Origin of the sequence: Mesorhizobium sp. M7A.F.Ca.CA.004.12.1.1, assembly GCF_003997835.1 — a bacterium.
GTDB lineage: Bacteria > Pseudomonadota > Alphaproteobacteria > Rhizobiales > Rhizobiaceae > Mesorhizobium.
The window spans coordinates 1,350-16,729 of the sequence record NZ_RZRK01000026.1; the positions used below are offsets into that span (position 1 = coordinate 1,350).

The window sequence follows — 15,380 nt, forward strand, 5'->3', positions numbered from 1 at the left end:
TATTTGAGTCGATCGTCATCGCGCTGCGGCCGGACGCGAAGGAAGGAGCCGCGCACTTCTTGATCATGTCCACGTAATGTAGTCGTATCCAGCATCGGTAAGCTTCCAATCGCTCAGGTATTTGTCCAGCGGCTCCAGGGCGCCACTCGGAGCGAGGTCCTACGCGGGCTGAATGCCAGTGCCGAACACATCCCATGCTGGCGACTTCGTCGTCAGTTGGATCGTCATCTTGTTCCAGTAAGAATCGTCTGGGTAGAGTTCCGGCGTGACCTTGATGCCGGGTCAGCTTCTCGAACTCCGGAAATTGCGCAGCGAGAGCATCCGCATAGGGGTGGATGTCGTAGGCCCAAGTTATGCTGGTCCCTTCGAATTGACGCCAGTTCACGGTGTCGGCAGCGGCCGAATTAGTGAGCGATGCCGAGACGGCAAAAAACGCCAAGTCAAAAGCAAGCTGTTTGCGAAGCGACGCGCACCTGTAACGAGTACGGGGAATGAGCGACCCATGTAATCCTCCCTGGGGCATTTTGCCAATTTTTGGGTCCACTCCTCCATCCCGAGTTCGCTCATAGCCACAATAAGCGGTTTCCAACGAGCTCGCTCTGAATGCACCAGGCCAACTGGGTAAAAACGGGTAACCGGCACTAAAAGGCGTTGTAGTATCGCCACCAGAAATACTGCTCCGTGGTGCTGGCCTTTGCCTGGGGGCGCAACACGGCAACTACCCGCTCAAAACGGTTGGTCCTCTACCTCTTATTCACCGTCGCTTTCCTCGCGGCCTAACCCGGCCGGAATATCCGTTGCCAGAAAAAGGCCTCGCGGCCGGTTCGAGGCTCATCCCTCCTCCGAAGCAGCACGCTCAAGTATCGTCACAAGCCCCGAGCGCTTCGCGTTCGGCGATGTCCAAATTCCGACAATGTCGGATACAGTCAGATCTACTGGATTGCGTTTGAATGGTTTTCTCATTTGGCACAGTACATGCGGGTCATCCGCAAAACACGTGACCGACCAACAAGAGTTCGCATGATCACCTTACCACAACATACAGCCGCCGCGGAACAATCACTTGGCCCCTGATCGCCCACCCCGGCACCACAACCGGAGTCATCGATGTTCTGACAGGCTGCCCAAGGATACCTGCTGCAACAGGGCTTGCCCTGGTGACGACCACTCCGGCTCCGCCGGTTACCGACGAGGGCAAAGTGACGGATTTCCTGCTTTTCAACGGCATGGAGGTGGCTGTCATTCCCGACCACCGCGCCGGTCGTCACCCATATGGTCTGGTGCAGGATCGGCAGCGCGGAATGAGCCGCCGGGGATATCTGCATGTCTTCGAGCATCTGATGCTCAAGGCGCCTCATGACGAGCACGGCTCCGTCGCCTGGAGAGATTGAACCCAAAGGGAGATTCAGATGTCTGAAGCGAATCAGGAAAAGTTGGACGCATTCTTGGGGAAAATGGTCGGCGATCTCGGTGCGATCGCAACGGGCGCGGGAGTCCTGCTGGGGGACAGACTCGGCCTGTTCAAGGCATTGCGCGAAGGCGGCAAGATGACGGCCGCCGAACTTTCGACACGCACCGGCACCCAGGAACGCCTCGTAAGGGAATGGCTTTCCGGGCAGGCGGCGGCGGGTTACGTCGACTACGATGAAGCGAGCGACAAATTCTATCTCAACGCCGAGCAAGAGCTGGTGTTCGCTGATGAAGACAGCCCGGCCTTCATGGCAGGCGCATTCGAGTTCCTGTCCGCGCTGTGGCTCGATGAAGAAAAGGTGAGGCAGGCATTCCAGTCCGGCAAGGGCGTCGGGTGGCACGATCATAGCGCGTGTCTGTTTCGCGGTACGGAACGGTTCTTCCGTCCAGGCTACAATGCCAATCTGATCGACTCCTGGCTGCCGGCCTTGGAGGGCGTCGTCGAGAAGCTCGAACGCGGCGTGGACGTCGCGGATGTTGGATGCGGTCATGGTGCATCGACCGTGCTCATGGCACAGGCCTTCCCCAATTCGCGCTTCGTCGGCTTCGACTATCATGCCCCTTCGATTGAGCGCGCCCGCAAGGCGGCCGAGGTAGCCGGCGTCGGCGTTAACACGCGGTTCGACGTGGCGGCCGCCAAGAGCTATCCCGGAACCTATGACCTCGTCACATTCTTCGATTGCCTTCACGACATGGGCGACCCGACGGGCGCCGCCACCCATGTCCACGGATCGCTCAAGCCGGACGGCACGTGGATGATCGTCGAGCCGTTCGCGCATGATCATCTGGCGGCGAACCTCAATCCCGTCGGCCGCGTTTACTATGCCGCTTCCACTTTCGTGTGCACGCCCGCATCCGTGTCGCAGGAAGTCGGGCTCGCGCTTGGAGCCCAGGCCGGTGAGGCGAGGCTGCGCAAGGTTGTGACCGGCGGCGGCTTCAAGCGATTGCGTCGCGCCGCGGAGACACCGTTCAACATGGTGCTGGAGGCCCGCCCTTAGCGTGGCCGTCGCCAGAAATTGCAGCTCATCGCATTTGATGAAGATCACCGCCAAAAATCCGGACGCATCGGGCACATTTTCAAGGCGTCTGGGTTCACGCAGAGGTCGCTGCCGAGTTGTGTGCCAAGAGTCCCATACGTTGCGGCTCAGAAAGGACCCCACGCACGGCGACGAACATGCCCATAGCGATGGCCGCTATAATCACATATGTCCACCATGGCGCGTTCACAAAGCTGGTAAGCCACGTCGCACCGAACGCGCTTACGACAAAAACGAGAGCCTCGATAAAAAGACTGAGCCTGTACACATTCAGTCGTCTCATCCTCATACCACCCATCCAAAGACTGAGCTTGTTGCGCTACTGCGACAGAGCCTAACATATTGGAGAGTGCTCACTAGTCGACCGTGAACAATCCGAGCCCTAAGCGGCGACCGGCTTCGGCCGGATTTGAAGCAGGGCAATCAAGAGCGACAAAAACCCCTTCAGCCACCTGAGCAGGAGGGAGAAGTTGTAGCCGGCGGCGGCCAGGATGGCGTTGAGGGTGTCGCCCTGCTGGCCGGCGAGGTAGTTGCGGCCCATTCTGTGTTCGCTCTTGATGTGGCCGATGACGGGCTCGACCGCCGACCGCCGTCGCATCTGGCGCTTGATGGCTGGGGTGACGCGGCGTTTCTGGCCCGCGGTGAAGACCCTGAGCTTGTGGCTCTGCGGTGCGTTGTGGCCGCGATAGCCGGCGTCGGCGAGGATGCGGCCGATCTCGTTGCCGATGGTCTTTTCCATGTCGGGGATGACGCTTGCCAGCGTGTGGCCGTCATAGGGATTGCCGGGCAGTGCTTTTGCATGCAGGGCGAACTGGCCGCCCCTGGAGCGCTTCAGCGTGGTGGCCACCGACACCTTCACCCCGAACTCGTAGGGCGCATGCGCCTTGCCCTTGCCGATGCATTCCACCTCGTGTGCGTGCAGGCTGTAGATCTTGCGGCCGCGCTGGCGCTGGCGTTGCTCGAGAACGGTGGCGGCCTGGTAGAGCGGCCATTTGAACAGCGTCCAGCCCCTGATCGCCGGCGATCTGGCGACCAATGTCGCGAATGGTCCGGCCGAGATAGGTCTTGAGCTTGCGTAGCGCCTTGTTGGCCCGCTTGAACTGCTTGGCGTGGGCATAGCGCTGGTGGCTGATCAGCGCCAGCTTGCCGACCCGCACATAACTCTGGCGCAAATGGAGACCCGTCCTCTTGGCCAGCCGCACCAGCCGTTCGCGTGCCCGATGGATGAGCTTGGCGTCGGTCGGGAACATGACGTTCTTCGGCTGCACGGTGGTGTCGACGATCACCTGGCGCGTGTCGGCCGGTTTCATCGCCCCGGTCTTGACCGCGAGGCTGAGGCTCTCCTGCAACAGCACCATAATCCGCTCCTCGCCCATACGGCTGCGCCAACGCGTCATCGAGGAGCGGTCGAACGGCAGCGTATGGCAAAAGAACGTCTCGCCGGTGAGATACTGGAAATAAGGGTTCTCCACCCAGCGCTCGCACAGCACCTCATCCGACAGGTTGAAGGTGTGCTTGAGGATCGCCAGCCCCGCCATCAGCCGGGTCGGCAGCGGCGGCATGCCGGGGCCGTCCGAATAGACGGCGCCGAAACGCTCCTCCAGCACCGGCCAGTCGATCGCCTGCGCCAGCCGCACCAGCTCGTGCTTCATGTTGATGATTTGGTCGAGCCTGGAGCGGAACAGGTCCTGCTCTCCCGTCTCGCGCTTCTCGCGTGGCCTGGACATTCGCTGTCCCCTCGATTCGCCGCCGCCGAACCGAGTGAATCACGCTCCGCGCCACAAGGGAATCGCAAAACCGAATTGCAGGAAAACAGCCCCAATAAACCGCTAATCCTGCAATTCCAAAGCCGCTATCCGCCTCAATCAACAGGCCAGATCAATGGCTTGCGGATAGTTCACGGCCGACTCACTATTTCTATGCTGAACAGTCTCGCCTGAGTATATGTTTTAGCTAGTCGCTAATTAGACGGAATTCTGCCAGTCTGCATTCCCCCCTGATCTGATGTAGAGCAGCTTCCAAGTGGGAATTAGCCCCCCATCGACCGGATCGGGCGACACGAACATGCGCTGAAGGCTTGGCGGAACGGCTACTGGGACCATGATGCTACTCGAATGCAAGATAGTGTCAGAACGTCCCGGGAAGGCTGCAGGCAGGGGATGTCAGGTCAATCAGCCTATAGATATGATACCGCCCATTCGCTGAGACTTCACGATGGGCATAGGAGGTGGGAATTCTTGCCTTGAGATGGACGCGGCTGTCGGAGCAGGCGAGCACGGCAGCAGCGATGGCCTGAACCTTCGGGCCGCTGACAAAAACGTTCACCACCGCACGCGAGCCGAACCCGTCGAGATACGTCTCGAAAGCATCGAGGTGGGCCATCAGCCCGAAAGCCTGGATGTCGCGAACTTCGCCATCTTCGAGCCGGTGGGTTTCACGTACCTTGGCCACCTGTTGATCGAGCAAAGCATCGATATGCGCATTCTTGTCGCTTCTTGGGACGAGGAGCGAGATCCGTTCCGGACTGACGATATCGATCAATCCGTAGAATACGTCGGCATCTCCTCCGATCCCCACGAGCAGGACTTTCTCTTCGCCCATTCCTCCGCTGCCTTGAAGATGAGGGACGGTGACGTATCGGTCCAAGCCGCTGGAAAAATCCTCTTTGCCGATCGCGTTCCCGTAGATACCTTCGGCGTACCCGAATTCGAGAGACTGAATCGACATTTTCTTGAATGCCACCGCAATCAGCCATTGGATGTAGATTCGCGGCATCGTCGAGCACTCGACGAAAACCTTCCGCAGGCTTCCTTCGTATGAGCCACATGAAGCGGCCATCTGAGTGAGCAGGTGATCGAGGAGATTGATGTTCTTCTGATACTCGATGGAAGGCTCGAGGGTGATCACAGTCACTTCGACGCCCCATCGGGTACCCATAGCGATGAGCTTTCGCCGGTTTTCTTCGACGGCTGGGACGTTCGCTTCCTTCAGAGCAAAGTCCAGAACCACGATCTTGCCGACCTTCAGGTCAAGATGGTTTTCGAACGCGGCGAAACGCGTTTCCCATCCAAGCGCGACGATCGCGATATCTGCCTCCATCGTTTCGCAGGTACCTGCATCTCTCGCCTTCTCGGTGACGGCCAGATGGCCGAAGACTCGATACTCGACAGTTGAAGCGGTCATTCGAGATCGCTCTCGAAAAGCGAGTGCTGGAATTCGGTCTTGAGTGCGGGCCGCGCGACGAGCTCCTTAAACACCGAGTCGGCCCAGTCTTCTGGGAGCCGATGCCTGGTAAAAAGCAGGTCGACCATCCGCGCCGCAGGGATTGTGTTGATTTCGTACGGGCCGCGATAGGAGAACCCGAAGTAAGGTGCAAATCGCCGATGCAATCTGATCATCATCTCCTTCGATGCGGGGTCGGCGCGGTCCACCTCAAAGTTGCCGGCGGCGGAGACCTCCCGGATAAACCCATCCCTTTCCGCCCGACGCAGGACCTCGTCCAGTTTTCCGCTGGGTTGCTCCAGTCGGTTCACCAGCGAGCGCATTTCCTTTAGATCAACCCTGAAAATGCCTCTCTCTGTCGTTCCTAGAGCATTTTCTTCGGCAAACTCTGTCTGGAGGCGAGCGGTCAGGTAACCCAACGCCCGCACCATGCGCACGCTCTCTTCTTCGTACGGATGTGAAAGCGCCTGAAGTCCATCAAGCTTCCGTTGAGAGGCGGCGTTCACAGCCTGTCTCTGCTGTTCGAGATGAATCTGTAAATCCGAGTTGATGAATTCCACCAGTTTTCGTGGATCACTGGAACTCGGAACACTGCGGCGGAAGATCTCTCCCATTATATCAAGGAAATCGCGTATACAGACGTCGCTCAATGATGTGATGATCTGGTGCCCTACGTACGGGTAGTCATGCAGACGCAGCATCTGGCACGCTTTCAGAAAAGCCCATCCCTGTTTCCGGGCGATCGACCTCTTCAGATTTGAAGCATCCGCCTTGCTCATGGGCCGGCGCTTAATTTCCGGGTTCATGAGCGCGAGCGCCAGCCCTTCGGCATAAGGGCGCGCTTTTCGATCAAGAAGGAATTGCTGCTGATCCGCCGTCCTCAAATTCACGGAGAGGAATTCACGTGCTGCATCAGCAAGTGCCACAAGCTCTTCTCTGCCCTCGGAATGACCCGATATGATAACCCGCTCGATGATGTCATTGACGGAAAGCCGCCCCAGCCGGTTTTTGAGCGAAAACGCGCTGAGCGCATCGTTGCGCTCGAGATCACTCCGCAGATGGTCAGGAAGCGCATAGTACAGCCGAAGCGACGACACGTTCTCGCACAGCGTGGCGAACTCCCTCGGATCGACTGAATCAAGATTCTCGACGTCCCGGTCAGCATTCGAGAGCGACTGGCCGGGTATGATCGTCCGGATCGTGTCGTAGAGGCCGCCGATGTAGGCGAGGACCCATTTCACGTTGCCGCGCGTCTTTCTCACCAAGGTGTTCAGGAACTGCTGTTGGAGCGGTGTCAGTGCTTCACAGTCGTCAATCAGTATCTTGAAGAAGGGCGCCCTGTCACCGGCGAAAGATGGGCCATTTAAAAGTGGAGTGATCGCGGTCGCGACCTTGTTAATGATCGCGCCAGGGTCTGTTGCTCTGAAGCCGGTCGCTCCGGCATCGGCGGCAAAGAAGAACGCGTTGAAGCATTCGTCGACGTACCGGGTTATCCCACCCCGCAGCTCATCGATGCTGAAGAAGTCGAGACGGGCAGGTTGGGGTATGAAGTGCAGCACTTCGCGATGCAGTGCCAGGGCGACGTCCCTATCTTCGGAGGCCCGGTATTTCAAGTGGCCGTCGCGTCTGAGCTGGCCGATGCTCTCGAGCAGGCGTTCGACTATCTTCAGCTCCAGATAGTGAGAGAAGATTACGAATTGCCGCGGGATCACGGCGGCCGTGTCGAAGCGTATCCGCTCCGGAATGAGGTTCAGAACGGCGTTGTCGATTAGGGGCGAGAATGTCTCATTGAGCTGGAAGAAGACGCCATACCAAGCGAGCTTGCCGACTTGGTCCGAGAGACTTTTGTCTTCAAGAATATGGACTGTGGAAAGCGAGCGAAGAATGCTGGTCTTGCCGCTGCCTCTCGTCCCTGCGACGAAGACCGGCTTGGCGGCGGCAGAAATCAACGCCGACTTCTGACTGAACCACAGTATCGGGCGGCTTTCGTACTCGATCCTGTTGGGGCCGAACGGATTCTCCATCGCTATTCGTCCCTTACCTTAATGCGCCAAGCCGAGTTTGCCTTGGTGAGGCCGTCTATCTCGATGAAGCGCGCCGCTTGGAGCATCAGAAGAGAGTCTTCCAGATCTAGCCCGAGCTCGGCGGAGGCAGCAATCTCAGTGATCTCGTCCCAGAAGAGTAACCCATTCCCGCGCCTGGTGGCATGGTCGCGCAGTCGGCGCAGCAGGTCAAACGTGTCGTTGTTCAGAAAGGCCTTGCCGTTGGACATGGTCGAAATAAAGCAATGTTCGCCTTCCATGACCGTCCCGTCGGCGACATTGGTGCGGTAGGGTATAAGTCGGATGCCGACGAGCTCTCCCTGATCGGTCGTGAAGAAGACGAGCTCATTGAAACCTGACTGTATCTCTGGTGCTGAGATGCAGATCAATTTGCCGTCCGGAAACCTTGGATCGTTGACGATCTCGACCGGATCAGCATGTATGTGTCCATGCAGGTAGACGATAGGCTTGTTGCCCTGCAGCAGCTGAGTTCTGACAAATCCGCTGTTGAGCATCTCCGCGTATGGCGTAATGCGCGGAGTCTTTTGTGGCAGCAGATTGTGATGGCCGATTATGATGCCGTAACGCATGTCGGGCTGCTGGAGCAATTCCTGTAGGCCTGCAAGCATCTCACGCGAGATGTATGGCGTGTCCATCTGACCGTAATACTCGTCGTCGGACGCCTCCTTGTCTGGATCGCTGGGAGGTGTCGCGGGCGAATGTCCCGAGATGTCCGGCGAGCCGAGATCTACAGGCTCTGTAGAAGGACTGAGTGCCTCGAGACGATCACGAAGGAACGCGGGAAGGTTTTGAAGCTCCCAACTGCCTATCGCTGTGTTGACGAGGATGAAGTTTGCGCCTGCGGATCCTGTCGGAAGTCTGAAGTGCACGGGTTGGTCCACGGGAACGGTCTGCCAACCCAAGCGGGCGGCTAAACTCGCCATTTCGCTGAATTTCTCAGTCGGTCCAAGTTCGCGCGCGTCATCACGGTTCACATCGTGATTTCCCGGTACGAATATCAACGGAAGCGCCTTTGAACTGCGTCCCTGTGCGCGGCAGAGCAACGTGAAATGCTGGAATGCCGAAGCAATGAAGGTCTTGTCGCCACGGCTCGTGAAATCCCCCATGAAGGCGATCGAATCCAAGGGCTTCGAAGTCGTCAGCCGCCGAAGTTTCGTCAAGACGGCACGCAGCGAAGACGCGCGTAGCTTCTGCGTTATTTTCGGAGCGAACTTGCTATCCTTGGCATCGATGTTGCTAGAGGAAGGATGCCAGTCCGGATAGTGAATATCGCCTACTTGAAGGATTCGCACCCGCCGCATAACTCGCCCCCCTGCCGAGAGCCATAGACTAATCCGTTCGCTTTTGCCAAGCGCGAACGATCATCCGCAGTGTCCTTAACGAGGTAGCCTGCACTTTTCGAGAATTGCCACGGCGGCTATTTTTCGGCTGTGAAGCACACGAGACCCGTGACGTGAGACCCAGTTGCTCAATGCCCAGTTGCTCAATGAGCTTTCTTACGAATAAGGGAGAATTTCCGCGGCCGGACTATCTCTGAGCGAGCGTGCATGACTGCCAACGGAAGGTCTTGCACGCACCCTTGCGATCTTGAGCAATGGTCGCCATGACTTTCTTCTTGCAGGCTTTTGAGTGGCCCAGCCTGCGATCACCAGACCCCACCGATTCTAAAGAGCGTGGCAGATGGGATAGTCGAGGTTGCCCGTGCACAGTCACGCTCAGGGCTTGCGCCGCCCAGAGGACACGCTGAAAAGGCAGATTGGGGCGCAAGCACGCCATTCACGAGAGGTTCGACATGAAGACCATGCAAGAAAAAGACATTCCGGCATTCGTACAAGCAGTTGTGGACGCCGGCTGCAAAATTTGCGCGATTGGCAACTTGGGATACGTCTTTGGCGATGCTGATTTCACGCCAGCGCAACGGAGGGCCGTCGAGCCACAGCTGCGTAGGATTGCTGAAATCTACGGCGAACGCGATCATCTCATGAACGAGATAGCTGTATATCTGCGGTCGATCGGACGCCATGTCGAGGTTGAGCCGAAGACAGGTATTTCCTGATGGCCGTGATCGCGAGAAGCCGTCTTCCAACCTCTGAATCCTAAAGGAGGTGACCCCCAAGGCCGTTCGTCACCTTCGACCAGAATAACCACATCCGTGACCGCCTGAGCTACTTGGTCGATACGCGCACATGGCCAATACAGTTTCTCCATCCTTCACGAAGCGAATGAGGCTTTGGCCATTCAGCCCCGGTCTACGGGGCGTGACTTGTCCCCGATGCATGCGCGAGCTCTCCGCCCGGCTGGCCGCCGGTCGTCGCCACCGGCCGAAGGCGCCCGAATGCGCTTGACAAGATAGCGTCAGCCCGTTCAACCTAAGGCATTCACCAGGGGAGTCCCGGCAAGGGGCTGAGATACTGCTGGCTTTCGCGGCGCAGTGACCCGTTGAACCTGATCCAGTTCATACTGGCGTAGGGACGGTGCAAGCGCTTTGCGGGAGTTTACGCCCGAGGTCCTGTTGCAGCAGGTCTACAGAAGCGTCTTTTCATCCTTCCGGCACAGAACTGGGTCTCCAATGCATGAGCAAAGGAGCCTCACGATGAATGCCCTCACCCCCGCCGTATCGACGGGACCACTGCCCGCCTCGCGGAAAATCCACAAGCCCGGCGTCCTCTACCCGCAGATCAGGGTGCCGATGCGCGAGATTTCCGTCCATCCGACGGCCGGCGAACCGCCCGTCACCGTCTACGATCCGTCCGGCCCCTACACCGATCCATCAGTCGAAACCAGCATCGAAAAAGGCCTTGCCCGGCTTCGCCACGAATGGGTCACGGCGCGTGGCGATGTCGAAGCCTATGACGGCCGCCACGTCCGGCCGGAAGACAATGGATTCGCCACCGGCGAGCGCCTGACACCGGAATTTCCGATACGCAATCGGCCGCTCAAGGCCAAGCAGGGCAAGGCGGTGACCCAACTTGCCTATGCGCGCGCCGGCATCATCACGCCAGAAATGGAGTTCGTAGCCATCCGCGAGAATCTCGGCCGCGAGGTGATGCGCGGCAAGCTGCAACGCGACGGCGAAGCCTTCGGCGCGGCGATCCCAGATTTCGTCACACCCGAATTCGTGCGCGACGAGGTGGCGCGCGGGCGCGCAATCATTCCCGCCAACATCAATCATCCCGAGAGCGAGCCGATGATCATCGGTCGCAATTTTCTGGTCAAGATCAACGCCAACATCGGTAACTCGGCTGTCACATCGTCGATGGCCGAAGAGGTCGAAAAAATGGTCTGGGCTATCCGCTGGGGCGCGGACACGGTGATGGACCTGTCGACCGGCCGCAACATCCACAACATCCGCGACTGGATCGTGCGCAATGCGCCGGTGCCGATCGGTACGGTGCCGCTCTATCAGGCGCTGGAAAAGGTCAACGGCATCGCCGAGGATCTGAACTGGGAGGTCTACCGCGACACGCTGATCGAGCAGGCCGAGCAAGGCGTCGACTATTTCACCATCCACGCCGGCGTGCGGCTGCACTACATCCCGCTGACCGTCGACCGGGTCACGGGCATCGTCTCGCGCGGCGGCTCGATCATGGCCAAATGGTGCCTGCACCATCACCGGGAGAGCTTCCTCTACGAGCATTTCGAGGAGATCTGCGACATCGCCAGAGCCTATGACGTCTCCTTCTCGCTCGGCGACGGCCTTCGTCCCGGTTCAATCGCCGATGCGAACGACGCGGCGCAATTCGCCGAACTGGAAACACTTGGAGAACTCACCAAGATTGCCTGGGCAAAGGACTGCCAGGTGATGATCGAAGGCCCGGGCCATGTCCCCATGCACAAGATCAAGCAGAACATGGACAAGCAGCTCGCAGTGTGCGGTGAGGCGCCGTTCTACACGTTGGGGCCGCTGACGACCGACATCGCGCCGGGCTATGACCACATCACCTCAGGGATAGGTGCCGCCATGATAGGCTGGTTCGGCACCGCAATGCTTTGCTACGTCACGCCGAAAGAGCATCTCGGCCTTCCCGACCGCAACGACGTCAAGATTGGCGTGATCACCTACAAGATAGCCGCCCATGCAGCCGATCTGGCGAAGGGCCATCCGGCAGCGAAAACCAGGGATGATGCCCTTTCGCGCGCGCGCTTCGAGTTCCGCTGGGAGGACCAGTTCAACCTGTCGCTCGACCCCGAAACCGCACGGTCCTTCCACGACCAGACCTTGCCCAAGGAGGCGCACAAGCTGGCACATTTTTGTTCGATGTGCGGGCCGAAATTCTGCTCCATGCGCATTTCCCACGACATCCGTGCCGAGGCCCAGAAGGAAGGCATGGCGGCAATGGCGGCAAAATACCGGGAGGGCGGCGATCTCTACATGCAGGCGGACGAGACTGGCGTACCGGTCGTGCCAGAGGCTCCCAAACCATCATGAGGGTGCTCGTCAAAGGGGCCGGCGTTGCCGGCCTCACCGTCGCTTTCGAACTCGCCGCCCGCGGCGCGACGGTCACCGTCGCCGAGATGCGGCATGGCCTTGGTGGCAACGCGTCGTGGTTCGCCGGCGGCATGCTGGCGCCATGGTGCGAGCGCGAAAGCGCGGAGCAGCCGGTGCTGGATCTCGGACGCGATGCTGCCGACTGGTGGGATGCGGTGCTGTCGGGTCAGGTGACACGGGCCGGGACATTGGTCGTGGCCGCGCCGCGTGATGCCGGTGAGCTTGACCGGTTCGCCAGTCGCACGTCAGGGCATCGGCGCGTCGATGAAAACGAAATTGCGCTCCTGGAACCCGACCTCGCCGGCCGCTTCCGGCGTGGATTGCTCTTCCCCGACGAGGCTCACCTCGACCCACGCCCGGCGATGGCGGCACTTCATGACAAGCTTGCGACCATGGGTGTCAAATTCCACTTCGGCTGCGACGCCCGGCCTGTTTCGGGATTCGCCCGTCAGATAGACTGCATGGGAATGGCAGCGGCCGATGACAGGCTGCGCGGTGTTCGCGGCGAAATGCTGATCCTTCGCACGCCTGATGTCTCGCTGTCGCGGCCGGTCCGTTTGCTTCATCCACGCTTTCCGCTTTATGCCGTGCCGCGCACCGATCACCGTTTCATGATCGGAGCGACGATGATTGAAAGCCAGAGCGCCGGACCGGTGACGGCGCGTTCCATGATGGAGCTGCTGGGCGCCGCCCATGCCCTCCATCCGGCCTTTGGTGAGGCCGAGATCGTTGAAACCGGTGTGGGTGTCCGTCCGGCATTTCCCGACAATTTGCCACGCGTCGAAACAGACGGTGAGATCATCGCGATCAACGGTCTTTATCGTCACGGTTTTCTCCTCGCCCCCGCCATGGCGCGCCAGGCTGCCGACCTGGTTTTCAGTCAAGACAGAACCAAGGAGCATGCTCATGAAACTGATGGTCAACGGCGAGGCGCGTGAGATTGCCGCCACCACGCTGGCCGAGTTGCTTGCCGCGCTCGACTATGAGGGCGATTGGCTCGCCACCGCCGTCAACAGCGACCTCGTGCACAAAGCCAACCGCGCGGAGTTCCAGTTGAGCGACGGCGACCGGATCGAAATCCTCTCGCCCATGCAGGGCGGCTAGCATGTTGGAGCTTTATGGAACCGAGCTTTCGTCGCGCCTGCTTCTCGGCACGGCTCAGTATCCTTCGCCGGCCATCCTTGCCGATGCAGTCAAGGCATCGGGCACGTCGGTGGTGACCGTCTCGTTGCGGCGTGAGATGGCGGGCGGTAGGGCCGGCGAACAATTCTGGTCGTTGATCCGCTCGCTGGGCGCCAGAACCCTGCCCAATACCGCCGGCTGCCTCTCCGTCAAGGAAGCCGTCACCACCGCGAAAATGGCGCGCGAGGTCTTCGGCACCAACTGGATCAAGCTCGAAGTGATCGGCAATCACGACACGCTACAGCCGGATGTGTTCGGTCTGGTTGAAGCCGCCCGCATCCTGTGCGAGGACGGCTTTGCGGTATTCCCCTATACCACCGACGATCTCGTTGTCGCCGAGCGGCTGCTGGAAGCGGGCTGCAAGGTCCTGATGCCGTGGTGCGCACCGATCGGTTCCGCCTTGGGACCGGTCAACATGACGGCGCTGCGCTCGATGCGCGGATATTTCCCTGGCGTCCCGCTGATTGTGGATGCGGGGCTCGGACGGCCGTCGCACGCGGCCACCGTCATGGAACTCGGCTTTGACGCCGTGCTCCTGAACACAGCGGTCGCCAAGGCGGCAGATCCGGTCGGCATGGCGCGTGCTTTCGGTAAGGCGGTCGACGCCGGTCGTGAGGCGTTCAGTTCGGGAATGCTCGAACCGCGCGACGTCGCCGTGCCATCGACACCGATGGTCGGCAGGGCCGTTTTTTCATGAAGCTCGATCCCTTCTACCTGATCGTCGACAGCGCCGCCTGGATCGAAAGGTTGGCGCCGCTCGGCGTCAAGCTGATTCAGCTTCGCATCAAAACCATGGATGAAACCGGGCTGCGCGCGGAGATCCGCAAGTCGAAGGCCTGGTGTGTCCAACACAAAAGCCAGCTCATCATCAATGATTATTGGCGCCTGGCAATCGAGGAAGGCTGCGATTTCGTGCATCTGGGCCAGGAGGATTTGCAAACGGCCGACCTCTCGAGGATACGGGCAGCGGGCGTCAGGCTCGGATTGAGCACGCATGATCATGTCGAGCTGGAAACGGCCATGTTTGCCGAGCCCGACTATGTCGCGCTCGGTCCGATCTATCCCACCACTTTGAAGAAAATGAAGTGGGCACCGCAAGGGCTAGAGCGGATCAGCGAGTGGAAGCGGCGGGTGGCGCCGATCCCATTGGTCGCCATCGGCGGCCTCAACCCCGACCGCCTCGACGGCGTCTTTGAGGCCGGCGCCAACAGCGCCGCAGTGGTCACGGACATCACGTTGAGCTTCGACCCCGAAGCGCGCACGCGAGAATGGATCGAAAAGACGGACCGATGGCGATGAGACGAGAACCGCATGTGCTTGTCGTTGGCGGATCAGATTCCAGCGGGGGTGCTGGAATAGCACGCGACATCGAGACGATCTCTGCCGTTGGCGTGCGCACCTGTCTCGCCGTCACAGCGCTAACGGTGCAAACGCACGACGCCGTGATCGAAATCCATCATTCGCCACCCAGCATGGTGGCCAATCAGATGTGTGCCGCGCTACAGGCCAACGACGTAGCCACAATCAAGATCGGCATGCTGGCGACTGCCAAGATCATTGTTGCCGTTGCCGCAGTGCTGCGCAAATTTCCGCAAGTGCCGGCAGTACTCGACCCTGTGCTGGCCTCCACCTCAGGCCGCGCACTTCTGGAAGCAGGCGCTATCGCTGCCATGAAGCGCGATTTGATGCCGCTTTGCTGCATTGTCACGCCCAACCTTCCTGAACTGGCGCTCCTTACTGGTTCCGAACCGGCTTCGGATGAGGACGGTGCGCTCCAACAAGGACAAAGACTGCAGGCCGTCGGCCCTCAGGCCCTGCTGATCAAGGGTGGGCACGCGTCGGGTCCCCGATCGGCCGATATTCTGTTACGCTCCGATCATGAACCCATCCACTTCGACACGCCGCGCCTTGCTATAT

11 protein-coding genes, 3 pseudogenes and 1 riboswitch are annotated in these 15,380 nt (G+C 59.6%); of the genes and pseudogenes, 9 read left to right on the forward strand and 5 right to left on the reverse strand.

Going from position 1 to position 15,380, the window contains the following annotated elements:
• Positions 1–439: pseudogene (locus tag EN984_RS38560) on the reverse strand (hypothetical protein); the annotation flags it as partial.
• 691 nt (positions 440–1,130) lie between these two features.
• Between EN984_RS38560 and EN984_RS02610 the strand changes: the two are divergent.
• Together EN984_RS02610 and EN984_RS02615 are read left to right on the forward strand one after the other, a co-directional pair.
• Positions 1,131–1,352: pseudogene (locus EN984_RS02610) on the forward strand (insulinase family protein); the annotation flags it as partial.
• A 57-nt stretch (positions 1,353–1,409) separates the two neighbouring features.
• Positions 1,410–2,468: a class I SAM-dependent methyltransferase gene (locus EN984_RS02615; protein WP_024504268.1), complete on the forward strand. Its 1,059-nt coding sequence runs from the start codon at positions 1,410–1,412 to the stop codon at positions 2,466–2,468.
• Positions 2,469–2,889: 421 nt separating this feature from the next.
• On the opposite strand, the pseudogene EN984_RS02620 reads toward EN984_RS02615, so the two are convergent.
• From EN984_RS02620 to EN984_RS02635, 4 genes and pseudogenes are all read right to left on the reverse strand, one after another.
• A pseudogene (locus tag EN984_RS02620) lies at positions 2,890–4,234 on the reverse strand (IS5 family transposase).
• A gap of 400 nt (positions 4,235–4,634) precedes the next feature.
• Positions 4,635–5,690 (reverse strand): hypothetical protein, encoded by a 1,056-nt coding sequence (locus tag EN984_RS02625; protein ID WP_063169411.1) that lies wholly within the window; start codon positions 5,688–5,690, stop codon positions 4,635–4,637.
• Positions 5,687–7,753, reverse strand: a complete 2,067-nt coding sequence (locus EN984_RS02630; RefSeq protein WP_063169412.1) for a hypothetical protein — start codon at positions 7,751–7,753, stop codon at positions 5,687–5,689. The genes EN984_RS02625 and EN984_RS02630 overlap by 4 nt, the downstream gene beginning before the upstream one ends.
• 2 nt (positions 7,754–7,755) lie before the next feature.
• A complete protein-coding gene (locus EN984_RS02635) occupies positions 7,756–9,093 on the reverse strand; it encodes a metallophosphoesterase (RefSeq protein ID WP_127248690.1) in 1,338 nt (445 codons plus the stop codon).
• 491 nt (positions 9,094–9,584) lie between these two features.
• On the opposite strand from EN984_RS02635, the gene EN984_RS02640 reads away from it, so the two are divergent.
• The 7 genes from EN984_RS02640 to EN984_RS02675 form a co-directional block, all read left to right on the forward strand.
• A complete protein-coding gene (locus EN984_RS02640) occupies positions 9,585–9,848 on the forward strand; it encodes a hypothetical protein (protein ID WP_082826710.1) in 264 nt (87 codons plus the stop codon).
• A 317-nt stretch (positions 9,849–10,165) separates the two neighbouring features.
• Positions 10,166–10,282: riboswitch (TPP riboswitch) on the forward strand.
• 103 nt (positions 10,283–10,385) lie between these two features.
• Complete coding sequence (gene thiC, locus EN984_RS02650) at positions 10,386–12,221, forward strand: phosphomethylpyrimidine synthase ThiC (RefSeq protein ID WP_063169414.1); 1,836 nt, start codon at positions 10,386–10,388, stop codon at positions 12,219–12,221.
• Positions 12,218–13,219, forward strand: a complete 1,002-nt coding sequence (gene thiO, locus EN984_RS02655; protein ID WP_063169415.1) for a glycine oxidase ThiO — start codon at positions 12,218–12,220, stop codon at positions 13,217–13,219. Before thiC ends, thiO begins: the two co-directional genes overlap by 4 nt.
• Positions 13,188–13,385, forward strand: coding sequence for a sulfur carrier protein ThiS (gene thiS, locus EN984_RS02660; RefSeq protein WP_024504260.1), 198 nt, complete (start codon positions 13,188–13,190; stop codon positions 13,383–13,385). Before thiO ends, thiS begins: the two co-directional genes overlap by 32 nt.
• A gap of 1 nt (position 13,386) precedes the next feature.
• Complete coding sequence (locus EN984_RS02665) at positions 13,387–14,160, forward strand: thiazole synthase (RefSeq protein ID WP_024504259.1); 774 nt, start codon at positions 13,387–13,389, stop codon at positions 14,158–14,160.
• A complete protein-coding gene (locus EN984_RS02670) occupies positions 14,157–14,762 on the forward strand; it encodes a thiamine phosphate synthase (protein ID WP_063169416.1) in 606 nt (201 codons plus the stop codon). Before EN984_RS02665 ends, EN984_RS02670 begins: the two co-directional genes overlap by 4 nt.
• A gap of 14 nt (positions 14,763–14,776) precedes the next feature.
• On the forward strand, positions 14,777–15,380 hold a 604-nt coding region (locus tag EN984_RS02675), incomplete at its 3' end, for a hydroxymethylpyrimidine/phosphomethylpyrimidine kinase (RefSeq protein ID WP_245480021.1).